The sequence below is a fragment of the Pseudomonas sp. GM21 genome (genome assembly GCF_000282215.1).
Lineage (GTDB): Bacteria > Pseudomonadota > Gammaproteobacteria > Pseudomonadales > Pseudomonadaceae > Aquipseudomonas.
Window position 1 is genome coordinate 1 of sequence record NZ_AKJS01000100.1, and the last position, 15,704, is coordinate 15,704.

11 protein-coding genes are annotated in these 15,704 nt (G+C 61.6%); 2 read left to right on the forward strand and 9 right to left on the reverse strand.

All coding sequences use genetic code 11. The features are described 5' to 3' along the window. A partial coding sequence (locus PMI22_RS13170) for a methyl-accepting chemotaxis protein (RefSeq protein WP_007946299.1) occupies positions 1-657 on the forward strand: 657 nt, incomplete at its 5' end. Positions 658-832: 175 nt separating this feature from the next. Here the strand turns inward: PMI22_RS13170 and PMI22_RS13165 are convergent. The 6 genes from PMI22_RS13165 to PMI22_RS13140 all read right to left on the reverse strand — a co-directional run bounded on the left by PMI22_RS13165 (position 833) and on the right by PMI22_RS13140 (position 10,895). Next, positions 833-2,206, reverse strand: a complete 1,374-nt coding sequence (locus PMI22_RS13165) for a DUF1329 domain-containing protein (RefSeq protein ID WP_007946300.1) — start codon at positions 2,204-2,206, stop codon at positions 833-835. Between the two features lie 159 nt (positions 2,207-2,365). Next, positions 2,366-4,321, reverse strand: coding sequence for a DUF1302 domain-containing protein (locus tag PMI22_RS13160; protein ID WP_007946301.1), 1,956 nt, complete (start codon positions 4,319-4,321; stop codon positions 2,366-2,368). 70 nt (positions 4,322-4,391) lie between these two features. Beyond that, positions 4,392-5,678 (reverse strand): phospholipase, encoded by a 1,287-nt coding sequence (locus PMI22_RS13155; RefSeq protein ID WP_033049299.1) that lies wholly within the window; start codon positions 5,676-5,678, stop codon positions 4,392-4,394. Between the two features lie 238 nt (positions 5,679-5,916). Then, complete coding sequence (locus PMI22_RS13150) at positions 5,917-7,485, reverse strand: FGGY-family carbohydrate kinase (RefSeq protein ID WP_033049301.1); 1,569 nt, start codon at positions 7,483-7,485, stop codon at positions 5,917-5,919. A 210-nt stretch (positions 7,486-7,695) separates the two neighbouring features. After that, positions 7,696-9,294, reverse strand: coding sequence for a glycerol-3-phosphate dehydrogenase/oxidase (locus PMI22_RS13145; protein ID WP_007946304.1), 1,599 nt, complete (start codon positions 9,292-9,294; stop codon positions 7,696-7,698). A gap of 5 nt (positions 9,295-9,299) precedes the next feature. Next, entirely contained in the window at positions 9,300-10,895 is a 1,596-nt protein-coding gene (locus tag PMI22_RS13140; RefSeq protein ID WP_007946305.1) for an FAD-binding oxidoreductase, read from the reverse strand. A 209-nt stretch (positions 10,896-11,104) separates the two neighbouring features. On the opposite strand from PMI22_RS13140, the gene gliR reads away from it, so the two are divergent. After that, the gene (gene gliR / locus PMI22_RS13135; RefSeq protein WP_007946307.1) at positions 11,105-12,133 is read left to right on the forward strand and encodes an AraC family transcriptional regulator GliR; all 1,029 of its coding nucleotides are present in this window, start codon (positions 11,105-11,107) and stop codon (positions 12,131-12,133) included. Between the two features lie 4 nt (positions 12,134-12,137). Here gliR and PMI22_RS13130 read toward each other — a convergent pair whose 3' ends face one another. From PMI22_RS13130 to PMI22_RS13120, 3 genes are all read right to left on the reverse strand, one after another. Beyond that, a complete protein-coding gene (locus PMI22_RS13130) occupies positions 12,138-12,506 on the reverse strand; it encodes a glyoxalase superfamily protein (RefSeq protein ID WP_007946308.1) in 369 nt (122 codons plus the stop codon). A gap of 120 nt (positions 12,507-12,626) precedes the next feature. Continuing rightward, positions 12,627-14,084 carry an N-acyl-D-amino-acid deacylase family protein gene (locus PMI22_RS13125; RefSeq protein ID WP_007946309.1) on the reverse strand — a complete coding sequence of 486 codons (1,458 nt, stop codon included), beginning with the start codon at positions 14,082-14,084 and terminating at the stop codon, positions 12,627-12,629. A 62-nt stretch (positions 14,085-14,146) separates the two neighbouring features. Then, a complete protein-coding gene (locus PMI22_RS13120; RefSeq protein WP_007946310.1) occupies positions 14,147-15,592 on the reverse strand; it encodes a SulP family inorganic anion transporter in 1,446 nt (481 codons plus the stop codon). Positions 15,593-15,704: the final 112 nt, after the last annotated feature.

Here is a 15,704-nt window from a genome sequence, read left to right on the forward strand (position 1 = left end):
CAACCCGCCGCAGCGGCAGACGGCGAAGCGCGCGAGGGTGGCAAGGTGGTCAACGAAGCCATCGCCCAGATCGAACGCCTGGCCAGCGAAGTGGTGCGCTCCACCGAAGCCATGAGTGTGCTGCAACAGGAAAGCGACAAGATCGGCAGCGTCATGGACGTGATCAAAGCCGTCGCCGAACAGACTAATCTGCTGGCGCTCAACGCCGCGATTGAAGCCGCCCGAGCCGGTGAAGCCGGTCGTGGGTTCGCCGTGGTGGCTGATGAAGTTCGGGGCCTGGCCCAGCGCACGCAGAAATCCACCGAAGAGATCGAAGGCCTGGTGGCCGCTCTGCAGAGCGGCACGCAACAAGTGTCGGCGGTCATGAACAACAGCCGCACCCTCACCGACAGCAGCGTTGCGCTGACCCGCAAGGCCGGTGTGTCACTGGAAAACATCACCCGCACCGTGTCCAACATCCAGTCGATGAACCAGCAAATCGCCGCCGCTGCCGAACAGCAAAGCGCCGTGGCCGAAGAGATCAGCCGTAGCATCATCAATGTACGTGACGTGTCGGAACAGACTGCCGCTGCCAGCGACGAAACCGCCGCGTCGAGCGTTGAACTGGCGCGGTTGGGGAATCAGTTGCAGATGATGGTCAGCCATTTCCGCGTTTGACATTCACTTTTGATCGTTCCCACGCTCCGCGTGGGAATGCCGCAACGGACGCTCTGCGTCCGCTCCTAAATGTGACGCAGAGCGTCACGGGCTGCATGCCCACGCAGAGCGTGGGCACGATCAATCAACCCATTACCCTGTGGGAGCGAGCCTGCTCGCGAATGCGTCAGGTGAGTCACCGCGTCCCGCGCTGACGCAACGCCGACGGCATGAAATACGCGTCTTCCGGCACCGCTTGGGCGAAGTCCACGGTGGCCGGTTCTTCGTTATCCAGGTTCTGCACGTAGTAACGACGCGCCTGCAAGTCATGGAAAACGTCCAGCGCACTCCAGGTGGTGGGCAGGTCGTAGAAGTTTTTCAGGTAGGCCATCGACACCCGCCACAACTCCCCTCGCCCGTCATATTGATCCACCAGTGCGGCACCCCAACTGTCCTCGTCCAGAAACAGCACGCGCTTGGAATAGATATGCCGCGAGCCCGGCTTGAGCGTGCCTTCGACTACCCAGACCCGGTGCAGCTCATAGCGGGTGTATTGCGGGTTGAGGTGACCCGGTGTGAGCAACTGCGCGTACTTCACCTCAGGGCTGCCGACCTTGTAATTGTTGTAGGGAATGTAGACTTCCTGCTTGCCCTTGAGCTTCCAGTCGTAACGATCCGGCGAGCCGTTGAACAAGTCGGTATCGTCCGCCGTGCGCAGGCCGTCGGATGAGGCGATCGGCGTGTCATATGCAAGGTTCGGCGCGCGGCGCACACGGCGTTGGCCGGCATCGTAGATCCAGGCCTGACGCGGGTCCTTGAGCTGGTCCAGGGTCTCGTGAACCAACGCCGCACCGCCGGCCAGCCGAGCAGGGCTCTTCACGAACGCCAGGTAGTAAAACAGGGTGTTTTTCAGGTCGGCAAACTGCCCGCCCGGGCGGTAATAGGTGAAGAGCCCTTCCTGTTGCGAGGTCACGAGCGCGAAGCTGCCATTGCGCTGCACCGGCGCTTCGGAAGCACGTCGAACTACATAGGTGCCGCGATAACGGGTGATGTGGTTCCACAGCGCCTCGATGCCATCCTTGGGCACGGGGAACGGCACGCCGCCATAGGCATCGGCAAAACCGGTCCCGCCGTCGAGCAGCTTGGCCGACGTCGCATTCTTGAAGGTGTTGTCATACAGCCACTGCGGCGCCGAGCCCGACCGGCGAGAAGGATAGACCGGCATCTGGAAGGTGTCAGGGTAGCTGTTGAACAGGGCGATCTGACCCGGGCTGAGGTGGGCCTTGTACTGTTCCAGGTTGGCCTTGGTGATGGTGAACTGCGGCTTGTCCGCCGTATACGGGTCCGGGTGATGCTGACCCGGCTTGTAGCCTGCCGGTGCCTGGGTGATACCACCGGCCCAGGCCGGGATGGTTCCGGCGGCGTTGCCGGCACGCTCGGCGCCCAGCGGTGTCAGCGTGGTTTTCAATTGCTCGGCTTGCTGGGGCGTGATGGCGGCCAGCGTGCTGCCGGCGGCCAGGCTCAGGAACAGCGCCAGCGTGGTTTGGGTCAGGCGTGAAGTGTGAAACATGATCGTTCTCCGAAAAAATTCAGCAGGCCTGCAAAACACAGCAGATACCCTGTGGGAGCGAGCCTGCTCGCGAAAGCGGTGTGTCAGGCGACATCTTTATTGGCTGTGCGGCCGTCTTCGCGAGCAGGCTCGCTCCCACAGGGGGGTTGTGTGTAGCAATCAAAGGAAGTACTTGAGGTTGAAGCCGACGTTGTCGCGATCACGCAGGCCGTTGTCCTGCCCACCACCGTAGAATTCGGTGTATTGCAGCTCGGCCTCCAGCTTGTTCTGGTAGTTGGCCTTGATCCCCAGGGTGTAGGCCTTGCGGCCCTCGATGGTGTTGCCCGCCTGATAACTGTTGCCCTTGAAATCGTCCTTGTAGACGACGTAGGGCGAGACGTTGACCCCGGCATACACGTCGTTCCAGGTGCCATTGACCATTGCGGTGTAGCTGTAGGAATCGCGGTTGACCTGGTCGCTGCGGCGGCCACCGGACACATAGGAAAAGTTGCCGGTGCCCGCGTAGTAACGGTTACTGCCGTCATACGCGGTGTACTGCAAGTTACTGCCGCGCAGGTGCTCGGATGCCAGCTCGAACACGCCGAACATCGAGTCGAAAGACAGGCTCGGACCAAAGTTGTAAATGGTGCCCAGGGAAGTGTTGAACGCTTCCACCCGCTCAGCGTTGTTGATCTGGCCATCGAGCGTGACTTGCTGCCCGCCAATGTTGATGCTCTGGCCACCTGCCAATGCGGCAGCGCCGTTGGCCAGGTCGCCGATCAGGTCGTTGGTGGCGGCGACCCCGATGGGCAGGTTCGGCCGATAGGCCACTTCACCAAACACCGACGCCTGGCCCAGGGTGGTGTTGAAACTGAAGCCGTACATGCGGATGTCTTCCGCGTAGCGACGATGAGCCTGAATATTGCCCATCACATCCACGGTCGCCAGGCCGTTGGCCAGTTGCCCCGCCTGACTGCCGGCGACTCCGGTCAACAGGTTGGTCAGGGCATTCATGTCGATGCCCTGGTAACCCCCCAGATCGGCGGAGACAGTCGGTTCCTTGGCGTGGTAGTTGACCAGGTATAACCCGAACTCGGTGCTGTTGAGTTCTTCTGCGACGTAGCGAAAGGCAAAACCGAACTGACCGTCATTGCGCGCGTTGTAATCCTTGCCGACGGTCGCCACCTTGACGATATTGCCGAAGGTCGGGGTCACCCCGTTGGCATAAAGGCCGGTGCTGCTCAGGGCCTGGTTGAGCGAGGGGTTGTTGCCCAGCGCGCTGTACAGGTCGATCACGTTACCGAAGCCAGGCACCGGGGTGTCCAGCGCGGTATTGGTAAAGTTGTTGTAGCCGGTGTTGCCGCCGTCGGCGAACAGGTCCGTCTGCGAGTAGAACGTACCGACCGGGTCGATGCGGGTTTCCTTCCAGTTCGTCTGGTAGAAGCTTTCCATGGTCAGGGTGTCGGTCAGGCCGATGTTGAAGCTGAGCGCTTCCACCGGCACCAGCACTTCCTTGACTTCGGCCCCGGGCAAACGGTACTTGGCCGCGTCCACCGGGTTGGTGGTGTTGATCCCGCCCCGGTAGAAAACCCCCTCGCCCCAGTTGAACACCTGGCGCCCGAGACGCGCCGTGACCGGCATCTGTACCACGTCCCAGTTGCCATAGACGTAGGCGTCGAGCATCTCCACCCGGCTACCGGCGATATCGCGGGTCTGGTCAGTGAAGTGGTCATCCTGCGGGTAACTCTGGCTCGGTTGCGACGGGTTGTTGTTGCGGTAGTAGTCGTTGCGTTTGTCCATCAATTGGGTGTCATAGAACGCGGTGCCGCGCATGAACATTCCGTAGTTCTGATAGTTGGCCTCAAGCTCCGAGGTGATCTTGTACACCTCGGAAACCAGCCCGGTGTCGAAGTTGCGATTGCCGTCGTTGGTATTGATGTCGTCGTTGTTCTTGTCCCGGCCCTGGACTCGCCACAAGCGGCCATAGGACAAGGTACTGTCGAAAGAACCGGTGACCTGATTGTCCAGCACGCTGAACTCCTTTGCCTGCACGCCGTCGATCGCGCACAGTTGCAGCAGCCCTGCCAGGCCGACGCCGGGGAGCGCCGCGCCAGACAGGCGAAATCGAGTGTTCATGATCTATTCCTCTTCCCTGGTTTTATTGTTTTTATGATGTCTGTGTCAGCGGGCCATGTTGCCGCGATGGCTATGGCGCCAATCCCGTACTGACATAAATCCGGCTGTGCGCGCCGAAATGCCCCAGCAGTCTGAACAGCTGTCGGTTAAGTGCCGGATGGTCGAAGTCTTCGCGCTGCACCTGGTTACCGGCGCTGAAATCGCTGGTGGCCGGTGCCGTGTCCAGCCACTGCCCGATGGCTTCATCGAACGCGGCGGATGCGTCGGCGGACTCGGCACTCACCACCTCGCGCAGGTAGTCCACTGAGTACGGCGGGTAGCGAACGTCTTGTACAAGATCGGCGTAAGCCTTGAGCATCGGGTGTGGCTGGCCTTCGCGCAGCAGGCGACGAAGCCAGGTCGACTGATATTTCTCCACTTCCATGTGCCGGGTGGCGACCCGTTCGATGGCCGCCTGCTTATCGGCGTCGAAGCCGGCCAACGCCTTGCTTTCCAGTAGCAGCAGGCTCGCCAGTTCGACACCGGGCAGTGGCTTGGCGTGATAAGGCTGGGTCAGATCCTGAACGTGGTGAAGGCCCCAACCGAGAAAACGATAACCCCAGTAAGGATGGCCAGTGGCAAACGCCAATCTAGCCAAACCCCTGTACTGGTAGGCACGCCAGTCCGGCCAGCTGCGCTGAAGAAATCCGGCGGCGGCATACACCACCGCACTTTCATGGAAGAACCCCATATGGAACGGCGCCTGGGAGCTGTACTGAAACTGTGCATCGCCAAAAGACTGCGGGCCGAAACCGTACAACGCGCCGACCAAGCCTGGGTTGTCGCTGAACAGGTTGATGTCGTGGCCGTAATCCGGCTCATCGGCAGCGCTGGCCAACACGGCCAGGGGCGCTACTTTTTCGCCGTCCGCCACGCGGATGAAACGCTGGCGATTCCACGGTGAGAGCGTCTGCTCGACCATGACCTGCTCGGCTTTAAGGTGTTCACGCTCGGCCAAATCCTTGCCGGGCAACGGCTGGATAACCATCGCCAGATGAATCTGTGGATTGATGCGCATCGCGGTGAGGAAGTCGTGCCGCAAGTTGTCCCCAGGCACGGTTGGCAGCCGCAGGTTATCGGGGCGCGGCGGGTACTGGGCGAAGTGCTCGCGGGCGAACTGTTCCTGTTCTTCCAGCAACGCGCTCACGGCTTCGTATTGTTGCGCGAGAAACTGCTCCAGCGGCTCGACTTCAACCTGAGGAGCATTGTGCAAGGCCGACAGATCCTGCAACGCCAGGTAGCTGCCCACCGTATGGTTGGACCAGCCCCACGCCATCGGAGTCGTTCCACAAAGCAGCAGGAGGAATGTCAGCTTCATTGTTTTTGGTTCTTATTGGACGTGCTGTGGGGTTGAGCCTAACAACCGACCCTGCCCCTGACACTGTCCAATCTCACCAGAAAAGCTCTCCGATAGCGCCACACCCAAGGTGCAAAAAAACCGCGGGACATTGTGGGAGCGAGCCTGCTCGCGAATGCGGTGGGTCAGTAAAATCAATGGTGACTGACACTCCGCTTTCGCGAGCAGGCTCGCTCCCACAGAGGGCTGCGGTGTATTCCTAAGCGGGGTAACCGGTGATTTTGCGGATGCTTTGGTACAACGGCTTGAGCTGCCGGTACATGCGCAGGTAGACCTCTTTGTACAGTCGCTCATAGATCTGCTGCGCCTCGGGTTGCGGCATGAACACCGCACCTACCCGTGTCATGGCCGCCATCGCGGTGGGAAAATCCGCGTGCAGACCCAGCCCCACCGCGCAGCAAATGGCCGCGCCCAGACCGGACGCTTCGTAGACATGCGGGCGCTCGGCCGGCAGGCCAAAAATGTTCGCCGTGAGCTGCATCGCCGCATCGCTCTGGGAGCCGCCACCGGCGACACGCAAACGCTTGACGGAGACCTTCGAACGTTTCTCGATGTTCTCCATGCCCTGGCGCAAGGCATACGCCAGGCCTTCGAGGATTGCCCGGTAGATATGCGCGCGGGTATGCACATCGCCGAAGCCGATCATTGCGCCCTTGGCTTCCACACCCGGTTCGCGGATGCCGGGCGTCCAGTAGGGTTGCAGCATCAGCCCCATGGACCCCGGTGGCACGGCGTCGACCAGTGCATCGAAGAGTTGTTCGGGTTCAATGCCCTGCGCTTTGGCCTGCTGCATTTCCCGCAGGCCGAACTCGTTCTTGAACCAGCTGACCATCCAGTAGCCGCGATAAATCATCACCTCGCAGTTGTAATGATCCGGCAGCGCAGACGGGTAAGGTGGAATCAACGGGACGATTTCCAGGTAGCGCGACCGGGTACTGGTGATCGTTGCCGTGGTGCCGTAGGACAGGCACACCGTGTCAGCGTCGACGACACCGGAACCCACGACTTCGCACGCCTTGTCGGCACCCGCGGCGATCAGGGGCAGTCCTTCGGGAATGCCGGTGTGGCGGCTGGCCTCGGCGCTGATGTAGCCCAGGGTTTCACCGGGCTTATGCAGGCTCGGCAATTGCTCGGGACGCACCGCCAGCGCCTGCCATTTCCAGTCGCTGGGCGCGGCCCATTTCAGACGTTTGAAATCGAACGGCAGGTAGCCGACGCAACAGCCCACGGAATCGACAAAGCGCCCGCACAGGCGATGAGTGAGAAACCCCGAGAGCAGCAAAAACTTGTCGGTCGCCGCCCATACTTCGGGTTGGTGGCGGGCGATCCAGTTGGCCTCGGCCTGGGCGCGAAAATAATCCACGGTGGCTTGCGCGCCGACCAGTTTGAACAGCCAGCCCCACGGCCCCTTGATCCCGCCTTCGACTTCAGTCTGTCGTTGATCGAGCCAGAGGATTGCCGGGCGCAGCGGCTTGCCCTGGGCATCGACATTGATCAAGGTGCCGCGCTGAGTGGTCAGGGATACGCCGGCAATCTGCGAACGATCGATACCGGTTTGCTGCCACACCTGCTGGCAGGCTTCGCCCAGTTTCGCCCAGTAATACTCCGGGTCCTGCTCGGCCCAGCCGGGTCGTGTCGAGTAATAGGCCTGCAACTCGACCTTGCCTTTGCCCAGCAGATTGCCCTGCAGGTCGAAGAGCAGCGCACGCACGCTCTGGGTACCATTGTCGATGGCCAACAGGTAACGCTTGTTCGGGTGGTTATCCATGGAGCTCTCTTCAATGGGCATGGGTCGCGCACATTCCTGAATTCTTATAATCCGTAGCCCGTAGCAGCTGTCGAGCGGAGCGAGGCTGCGTCCGAGAACAACGTTCTCGTCATCTCTACCCCGGAGGTTTTTCTGAATCTGCGGGGTGGTGGTTTTGCGATGGCTTCGCCGCCGAACGCTGCCTCGCTGCGCTCGACAGCTGCTACAGGGTTATGGGTGCTCAACGCGACTGCCGGGCAGACCGTGATGGCGTTGACATAACGCCTGATAGCGCTGCAACTCCTGCTGCCAGCGCTCATCATCCCAGCGGAGTCGCGGTTGGCAGAGTCGGCGGATGGCCGCAAAGTAATCCTCGGCGCCACGTGGCAGCAACAGGCCCAGACGGGTGCGACGCAGCAGCAGGTCATCCAGGTGCAGGACCATTTCCGAATCACAGGCAAAGGCCAGTTCCGCCCACAAGGTGTCCGTGGCGCCAACGCTGTCATGGCCCAGTTCCTTGATCAGTTTCGCCAGCCTCGGCAGGTCCCGGCCATGCCGCCCGGCCAGGCGTCGCCACTGGCTGCCACAGAGCCCGGGGATTTCCAGCGGCGGCACGGCGGCAAACACCGGCGCGGCGTCATCATCAAAGGGGCGGTGGAGCATGGTCGCGCAGGCCTTGAGCACTTCGATGGCCTGCGGGCGAAAGGTGGTCAGCTTGCCGCCGGCCAGCGTCACGCAACCGGGCTCCTGCCACAGCACATGCTCACGGGTTTCATTCGACGGTTTGAGTTCACCCGCCGCGCTGCCCACCACCGGGCGCACGCCCGACCAGGTCGACAGCACGTCGGCAGCGACCACTTCAGCGCCGGGGAATTGCTGATTACAGGCCGCCAACAGATAGTCGAGTTCCTCAGCGCTGATGCTCGCGCTCTCATCCAGATCCTCGCGATGATCGAGGTCCGTGGTGCCAATCACCGTGGCACCCTCCCACGGGAAAACGAACACCGGTCGACGGTCGCGCTCGTGGAGGAAGGTGAAGGCCTGCGCCACTGGCAGGCGCCAGCCCGGCAACAACAGATGACTGCCACGCAACGGGCGCAACTGGCGAGGGGCATCGGGCAGGCGCAAGCGCTCGGCCCACGCGCCGGTGGCCACGGCCAGCACACCACAACGCAATGTCAGTAATCCGCCCCCCTCGCAGTCTTCGACCTGAACCCCGCAAACGCGCCCCTCTTCACGCAGCAATTGCTGCACGCACACGCCGTTGAGCACCACGGCGCCGTCGGCCCGAGCCTCACCCAATACGCGCATCACCAGACGCGCATCATCGGTCAGTGCATCGACAAAACAGGTGCCACCCAGCAGGTCATGTTCCTTTACCCCCGGCGCCAGATAACGCAGTTGTTGCGCGTCATGGAAGCGATGGCTGCGCCGTCCGGCCAACGCGTCATAAATGGACAACAAACCACCCAGCACTCGCGGTCCGGGAAAGCCACCACGGTAATGCGGCATCATGAAACTCATCGGCTCCACCAATCCCGGCGCTTCGTCGAGCAGGCGCTGGCGTTCGCGGACCGAATCGCGGGTCAGGCGCCACTGGCCCTTGGCGATATAACGCAAGCCGCCATGGACCATTTTCGAAGATCGGCTGGAGGTGCCCCAGGCGAAATCTCGCTGCTCAAGCAGCAGACAGCGCCAGCCACGGCGCGCAGCTTCGCGCAGGATACCGGCGCCGCTGATGCCGCCGCCGATGACGATCAGGTCCCAGGTTTCATCCGCCAATGTCGGCAGCACGCGCTGTCGCCACGCGGCGTTCCAGTCCAGGCTCATGGCCGTCACTCCTGCAACAGCGTGCCAGGGTTCAGCCGCCCGGCCGGATCAAAATGCCGGCTCAGCGCCTGCAAGGTATCCATCGCCAGCCCGCCTTTCTCACGCAGCAGGTATGGCGCGTGGTCCTTGCCCACGCCATGCTGGTGACTGATGGTGCCGTGGTTGTCGACGATGATCTGGCTGGCCGCCTGCTTGAGCGCCTGCCAGCGGGCCAGGGTGGCGGGGTAATCCACTGCCGGGCGAAACACATAGGTGGTGTAGATGCTCGATCCTTCGCCGTAGACATGGGACAGGTGGGTGAAGACATGCACCCGTTCGCCTTCAGCCGCCAAGGCATCGCGCAGGCTGTTTTCGATGAGCGTGAGCAGGTTATCGACGTTGCTCCAGTCGGTGGCCGTTTCCAGGGTGTCCACCACATAACCGGCGTTCCACAGATTTTCCCGCAGGTAGGGAAAACGGAAGCGATTCTGCGCCCACTTCTTGCCGAGCAAGGTGCCGGTAAACACCCCGCCGAACGACTTGAGGTGCTGCCGCGCCTGACGCAGGGACAGCGCATTTTGCCGGCGATTGCCGGTCACGCCGAACGTCAGCAGGCATTTGCCCTCACCGGCACCGCGCAGGGCCAGGTACTTTTCCAGCCAGGCGATCTGCTGCGGATGACCGGCCAGCGCCAGCTGGGTTTCGGTTTCCACCGCGTTGGACAGGCGCAGCATCGACAGCGGCACGCGCGCCTGGGCCAACTGGCGGATGGCTTGCAGCGCTTGCGGCCAATCGGGCAGAAACACCCCGTAGAAACGTTCATCGGCCGGCAGTGCGCTGACCCGCACCTTGACCTCGGAAATGATCCCGAAACGCCCCTCACAACCCAACACCACTTCGCGCAGATCGGGACCGGCCGCCGAGGCCGGGAAAGTGGGAATTTCCAACGGCCCGACAAAGGTTTCTAGGGTCCCGCCGGCGAACAGTTGCTCGATTCGCCCATAGCGCAACGATTGCTGGCCACTGGAGCGACTGGCGACCCAACCACCGAGGGTCGACAGCTCCCACGACTGTGGGAAATGCCCCAGGGTGTAACCCCGGGCGCGCAGCTGACTTTCCACTTGTGGCCCTGTCGCACCGGGGTCGAAAGTGGCCAACAAACTTTGTTCGTCGAGGTCCAGCAGGCGATTCATGCGCGCCAGGGAAACCGTCACCACGGGCCGCGCGGTACTCGGTGGATTGATGTGCCCGGCCACCGAAGTGCCGCCGCCATAAGGAATCAGGCACAGGTCCTGCTCATGGGCGAGCGCCAACAACTGGCGGATCTGTTCGGCAGTTTCGGGGAACGCCACGGCGTCGGGATAATTCCCCAGCGCCCCTTCTCGCAGCGCCAGCCAGTCCGGCAGGCTCTGACCCCGGGCATGCAGCAACCGATCATGGGCATCCACGCTGTACAACGGGTGTTGCTGCAACCGCGAGGCCGGCACCCGGGCCAATGCTGTCTCAAGCGTCGCATCGGGCAGCGCTCGACCGTCGCCCACCCGCCGGGCGAGAAAACTCGCGCCCTGGGCCGGCAGCTCGACCACCGTGGTTGCATCTCCCCAGCCGTTCCAGCGTCGCATGCGTGTGTCCTTTTGCGGTTCTGATCAGTGATATTTCAGGCCCCCATACTAGTCAGCCGCCGGAAAGTGTCACGGTCGCATCCGGCCAGTTCGAGTAGCCAATTGAGTCAAACGTCGCGCAGGCGTCAGCCATTTACTTTAGCCGTGGTTTCAAATTACCTTTCAGCGCATTCATCCGCGCACGCGGGCCTGATCAAAGGAAGACGATCATGCAATCCCTGGGCTTCACTTCCGTTCCGCCGTTGCTCAAATACCTGCGCCATGCCGAACAACTGGGCGTGGCCATCGAGCCTGCGTTGGCGGCTGCCGGGTTGCAGGCGCAGCAGTTGAGTGACAACAGCCTGCGGTTGCCGGGTGAAGCCCATGAACGGCTGCTCGATTATTTCTGCGAACACTCGGGCGATCCGTTGTTCGGGCTCAACGCCGCGCGTTTTGTGTTACCCAACTCCTGGAGCGTGCTGGGTTACATCACCATGAACTGCGCGACACTGGGCGATGCCATGAGCCGCATCATGCCGTTCGAGAAACTGGTGGGCGACATGGGCGTCAGCCGCGCCGAGGTGCAGGACAGCCACGTGCACCTGATCTGGACCTGCCGCTATCAACGCCCGCGTATCCGCCGGCACCTGGTGGAAAACGTGCTCGGCTCCTGGCTGCAATACGCGCGCTGGATCGCTGACACACAGATGTCGCCGGCTGCCGTCTGGCTGGAACATCCACGCCCAGCCGAGACTGCGCTGACGCAGTACGAGCAATTCTTCGACTGTCCGGTGCTGTTCGACCAGCCTTATTCGGCACTGATTGTCCCATTGCCATATTTGCAGTTGCCGTTGCGCCAGGCCGATGCGCAATTGCTGCGCACCCTGGAAGAACATGCCATGGGATTGATGGCGACACTGGAAGACGCGTCGCTGGAACAGCGAGTCAAAAGCATCCTGCGTCAATTGCTTAAGGAAGGTCTGCCGCGCAAAGAGCAAGTGGCCGAACATCTCGCTGTGTCAGTGCGCACGCTGCAACGCCAGCTGCATCAGGCCGGTACGTCGTACCAGCAAATCCTCGATGACCTGCGTCAGGAGCTGGCCGAGCATTACCTGCTCAACAGCACGCTGCCGATTCAGGACATCGCCCAGTACTTGGGTTTCACCGAACCCCGCTCGTTTCACCGTACGTTCAAAAGCCGGCGCGGGATGCCCCCGGGCGAGTTTCGCCAAACCCACCGGGTGCCGGACGAAGGCTGAAAGCTCAGAGGCTGATCGCGTTGGTGAACACCAACCGATTGCCGAACGGGTCGGCAATGGTCATGTCCTGACTGCCCCACGGCATGGCCTGAATCTGTGGATGCGAAAACGTGTATTCCTTGGCGATCAGCTGCTGCTGAAACGCCTCCAGTTCATCCGTCTCGATGCGCAGTGCCGAACCCGGCGTGCTGTCGCCATGGTGTTCGGACAGGTGCAGCACGCACTCGCCACGGGAGACTTGCAGGTACAGCGGGAAATTCGCTTCAAAGCGATGTTGCCAGTCGACCTTGAAACCCAGGAAGTCGACGTAGAATTCCAACGCCTTGCCTTCATCGAAAATCCGCAGGATCGGGGTGATTTTACCGAAGCTCATGCAGTTACTCCCTGACTGAAAAGACCCCCATTGTAGCTGGGTCGAATAACAGCGATTCGGCTTGGCGGCGGCTTTCTTTAATTGCAATGTGCCACTAGTGTGACGGACCACTAATAAGGCTTACTGAAACCCGTCACGCAGATCCCCTTCCCGCGCCAAAAACCGCCCTTTCCGTTTACCGTTCGCTTTCCCATCGCGGTAACTCAACACACCGTTGACCCACACCCCGTCAATCCCTTCCGCCGCCCGTTGCGGGTCGTTGAAATCCGCCACGTCACGAATGGTCAGCGGATTGAACAACACCAGATCCGCCCAATGCCCTTCGCGGATTTCGCCACGTTCCTTCAAGCCAAACCGCGCCGCCGACAGCCCAGTCATCTTGTGTACGGCGGTGTGCAGCGGAAACAGTCCGACATCGCGACTGAAATGACCAAGCACGCGAGGGAATGCGCCCCACAAGCGCGGATGCGGAAACGGGTCTTCCGGCAATCCGTCAGAGCCGACCATGGACAGCGGATGCGCGAGGATGCTTCGTACATCTGATTCGTCCATTGCGTAGTACACCGCGCCAGCCGGTTGCAATTGGCGGGCGGCGTCGAGCAACGACATGCCCCACTCGGCGGCAATGTCCATCAGGTCGCTGCCACCCATCTGCGGGTGCGGCGTGGACCAGGTAATGGTGATGCGGTGAGCATCGGTGACTTGCTTGAGGTCCAGCGTCGATGAACTCGCCGCGTAGGGATAACAATCGCAGCCCACCGGGTGGGTTTTCGCCGCGTTTTCAAGAGAGGCTAGCAGTTGCGGACTGCGTCCCCAGTTACCGGCACCCGCGCATTTCAGGTGGGAAATAATGACCGGGGATTTCGCATGACGACCGATCTGAAACGCCTCGTCCATCGCCTCCAGCACCGGTTCAAATTCACTGCGCAAATGGGTGGTGTACACCGCGCCGAACGCCGTCAGTTCTTCAGTCAGTTGCATCACTTCGTCTGTGGTCGCGGAGAACGCGCTGGCATACGCCAGGCCTGTGGACAAACCCAACGCGCCAGCCTCAAGGCTTTCTCGCAGTTGCTCGCGCATCGCACTGATTTCTTCCGGCGTGGCGGTGCGAAACAGGTTATCGAGATGATTGCTGCGCAACGCGGTGTGGCCGACCAGTGCGGCGACGTTCAGCGTGGTGTTTGCCGCTTCGACCGCCGCGCGGTAGTCGCTGAACCTGGGATAGACAAACGCCGCAGCAGTGCCGAGAAGGTTCATCGGGTCCGGTGGATTGCCCTTCAGACTCACCGGCGAAGCACTGATCCCGCAATTGCCGACGATCACTGTGGTCACGCCCTGGCTGAGTTTGGGCAGCATCTCTGGGTGGCGGATCACCACGGTGTCGTCATGGGTGTGGACGTCGATGAAACCCGGCGCCAGCACGCGACCGACAGCGTCGATTTCTTCAGTGGCGGTGGCGTCGTGCAAGTCGCCGATGCGCTCGATGCGACCGTTCAGAATCGCCACGTCGGCGGAGTAGCCGGGGCGGTTGCTGCCGTCGATGATCAGGGCGTTGCGAATCAGCGTGTCGTACATCATGTCAGTCTCCCAGCGGCAGGGGATCGTCCGCCGCGGTCATCGTACACCTGCTGCGTTAAACCTCAGTCATGACTCACGCGCGCACGTTTGAGCAGTTTCTTGCAGCGTTCCGACAAGTGCAGCACGCGCAGATGCTTGCCGGCCTTGGTGTAGCGTTCGCGCAGTGCATTCAGCGCGGCAATGGCCGAGTAATCGACGAAGCTCAGATGACGGCAATCCAGCGTGACCTGAGCGGGATCATTGGCCGGGTCGAATTGATTGAGGAAGGGTGTCGTCGAGGCAAAGAACAGCGTGCCGTGCACCCGGTACAGTTTGCTGCCGTCGGTTTCCAGATGACTGTCGGCGTAAAGCTGCCGGGCCTGCTGCCAGGCAAAGTTGAGTGCCGCGATGATAATCCCGCACAGCACCGCAGTCGCCAGATCGGTGAACACGGTAATCACCGTCACGGCAATGATCACCAACACGTCGTTCAACGGCACTTTGTTCACGACCCGCAACGAGGCCCAGGCGAACGTTTGCTGTGATACCACAAACATCACTCCGACCAGCGCCGCCAGCGGGATGCGTTCGATCAACGGCGATAAAAACAGAATGAACAGCAGAATCATCACCCCCGCCATCACCCCGGACAGCCGCCCGCGCCCGCCGGAACTGAGGTTGATCACCGTCTGACCGATCATCGCGCAACCGCCCATGCCGCCGAACACGCCAGAGACCATGTTGGCCGCACCGAGCGCCACGCACTCGCGATCGGGGAAGCCACGGCTCTCGGTGATTTCGTCGGTCAGGTTCAGGGTCAGCAAGGTTTCCAGCAGACCGACCAGCGCCATCAAAATCGCGTAGGGTGCGATGATGTGCAGGGTTTCAAGGCTCCAGGGAATATCGGGCAGTGCAAAGGTCGGCAGGCCACCGGCAATGTGCGCCATGTCGCCCAGCGTACGGGTCGGCAAACCCAGCAGATAAACGGCCAGCCCCACGCCCAGAATCGCCACCAGTGCTGGCGGTACGGCACGCGTGAGACGCGGCAGAAGGTAGACAATGGCCATGGTGACGGCCACCAGCCCCGTCATCACGTACAGCGGCGTGTCGCTGAGCCAGGTGTCACCGCTTTTGAAATGTTCCAGTTGCGCCAAGGCAATGATGATCGCCAGGCCGTTGACGAAACCGAGCATCACCGGGTGCGGGACCATGCGCACCAGCTTGCCCAGCTTGAGCAAGCCAAACGCCAACATGATCAACCCACCGAGCAGCACGGTGGCCAGCAAGTACTGCACGCCGTGTTGCACCACCAGCGCGACGATCACCACGGCCATCGAACCGGCAGCGCCAGACACCATGCCCGGCCGCCCACCGAACAGCGCAGTCAGGGTGCAAATGATGAACGCCCCGTAAAGCCCCATCAGTGGATTGAGGTGGGCCACCAGCGCGAAGGCGATGCATTCGGGCAACAGGGCGAAAGAGGTCGTGAGCCCGGCCAGGACATCGGCGCGTAGACGTTTGGGTTTCATGGAGGGGACCGCATGCAGGGAGTGACGAGAAGAAAGTGCGCGGATGGTACGGAATTGCGGATGGCCCGGCCAGTTTATGCGGATTCAGAAATGCCTTCGCGAGCAGGCTCGC

What these genes read in the sequence shown, in the direction of transcription:
- PMI22_RS13120 (WP_007946310.1), bottom strand. Translation starts at nt 15,592, where the DNA reads ATGAAACCCAAACGTCTACGCGCCGATGTCCTGGCCGGGCTCACGACC.
- PMI22_RS13145 (WP_007946304.1), bottom strand. Translation starts at nt 9,294, where the DNA reads ATGAGCCTGGACTGGAACGCCGCGTGGCGACAGCGCGTGCTGCCGACA.
- PMI22_RS13155 (WP_033049299.1), bottom strand. Translation starts at nt 5,678, where the DNA reads ATGAAGCTGACATTCCTCCTGCTGCTTTGTGGAACGACTCCGATGGCG.
- PMI22_RS13130 (WP_007946308.1), bottom strand. Translation starts at nt 12,506, where the DNA reads ATGAGCTTCGGTAAAATCACCCCGATCCTGCGGATTTTCGATGAAGGC.
- PMI22_RS13150 (WP_033049301.1), bottom strand. Translation starts at nt 7,485, where the DNA reads ATGGATAACCACCCGAACAAGCGTTACCTGTTGGCCATCGACAATGGT.
- gliR (WP_007946307.1), top strand. Translation starts at nt 11,105, where the DNA reads ATGCAATCCCTGGGCTTCACTTCCGTTCCGCCGTTGCTCAAATACCTG.
- PMI22_RS13160 (WP_007946301.1), bottom strand. Translation starts at nt 4,321, where the DNA reads ATGAACACTCGATTTCGCCTGTCTGGCGCGGCGCTCCCCGGCGTCGGC.
- PMI22_RS13165 (WP_007946300.1), bottom strand. Translation starts at nt 2,206, where the DNA reads ATGTTTCACACTTCACGCCTGACCCAAACCACGCTGGCGCTGTTCCTG.
- PMI22_RS13125 (WP_007946309.1), bottom strand. Translation starts at nt 14,084, where the DNA reads ATGATGTACGACACGCTGATTCGCAACGCCCTGATCATCGACGGCAGC.
- PMI22_RS13140 (WP_007946305.1), bottom strand. Translation starts at nt 10,895, where the DNA reads ATGCGACGCTGGAACGGCTGGGGAGATGCAACCACGGTGGTCGAGCTG.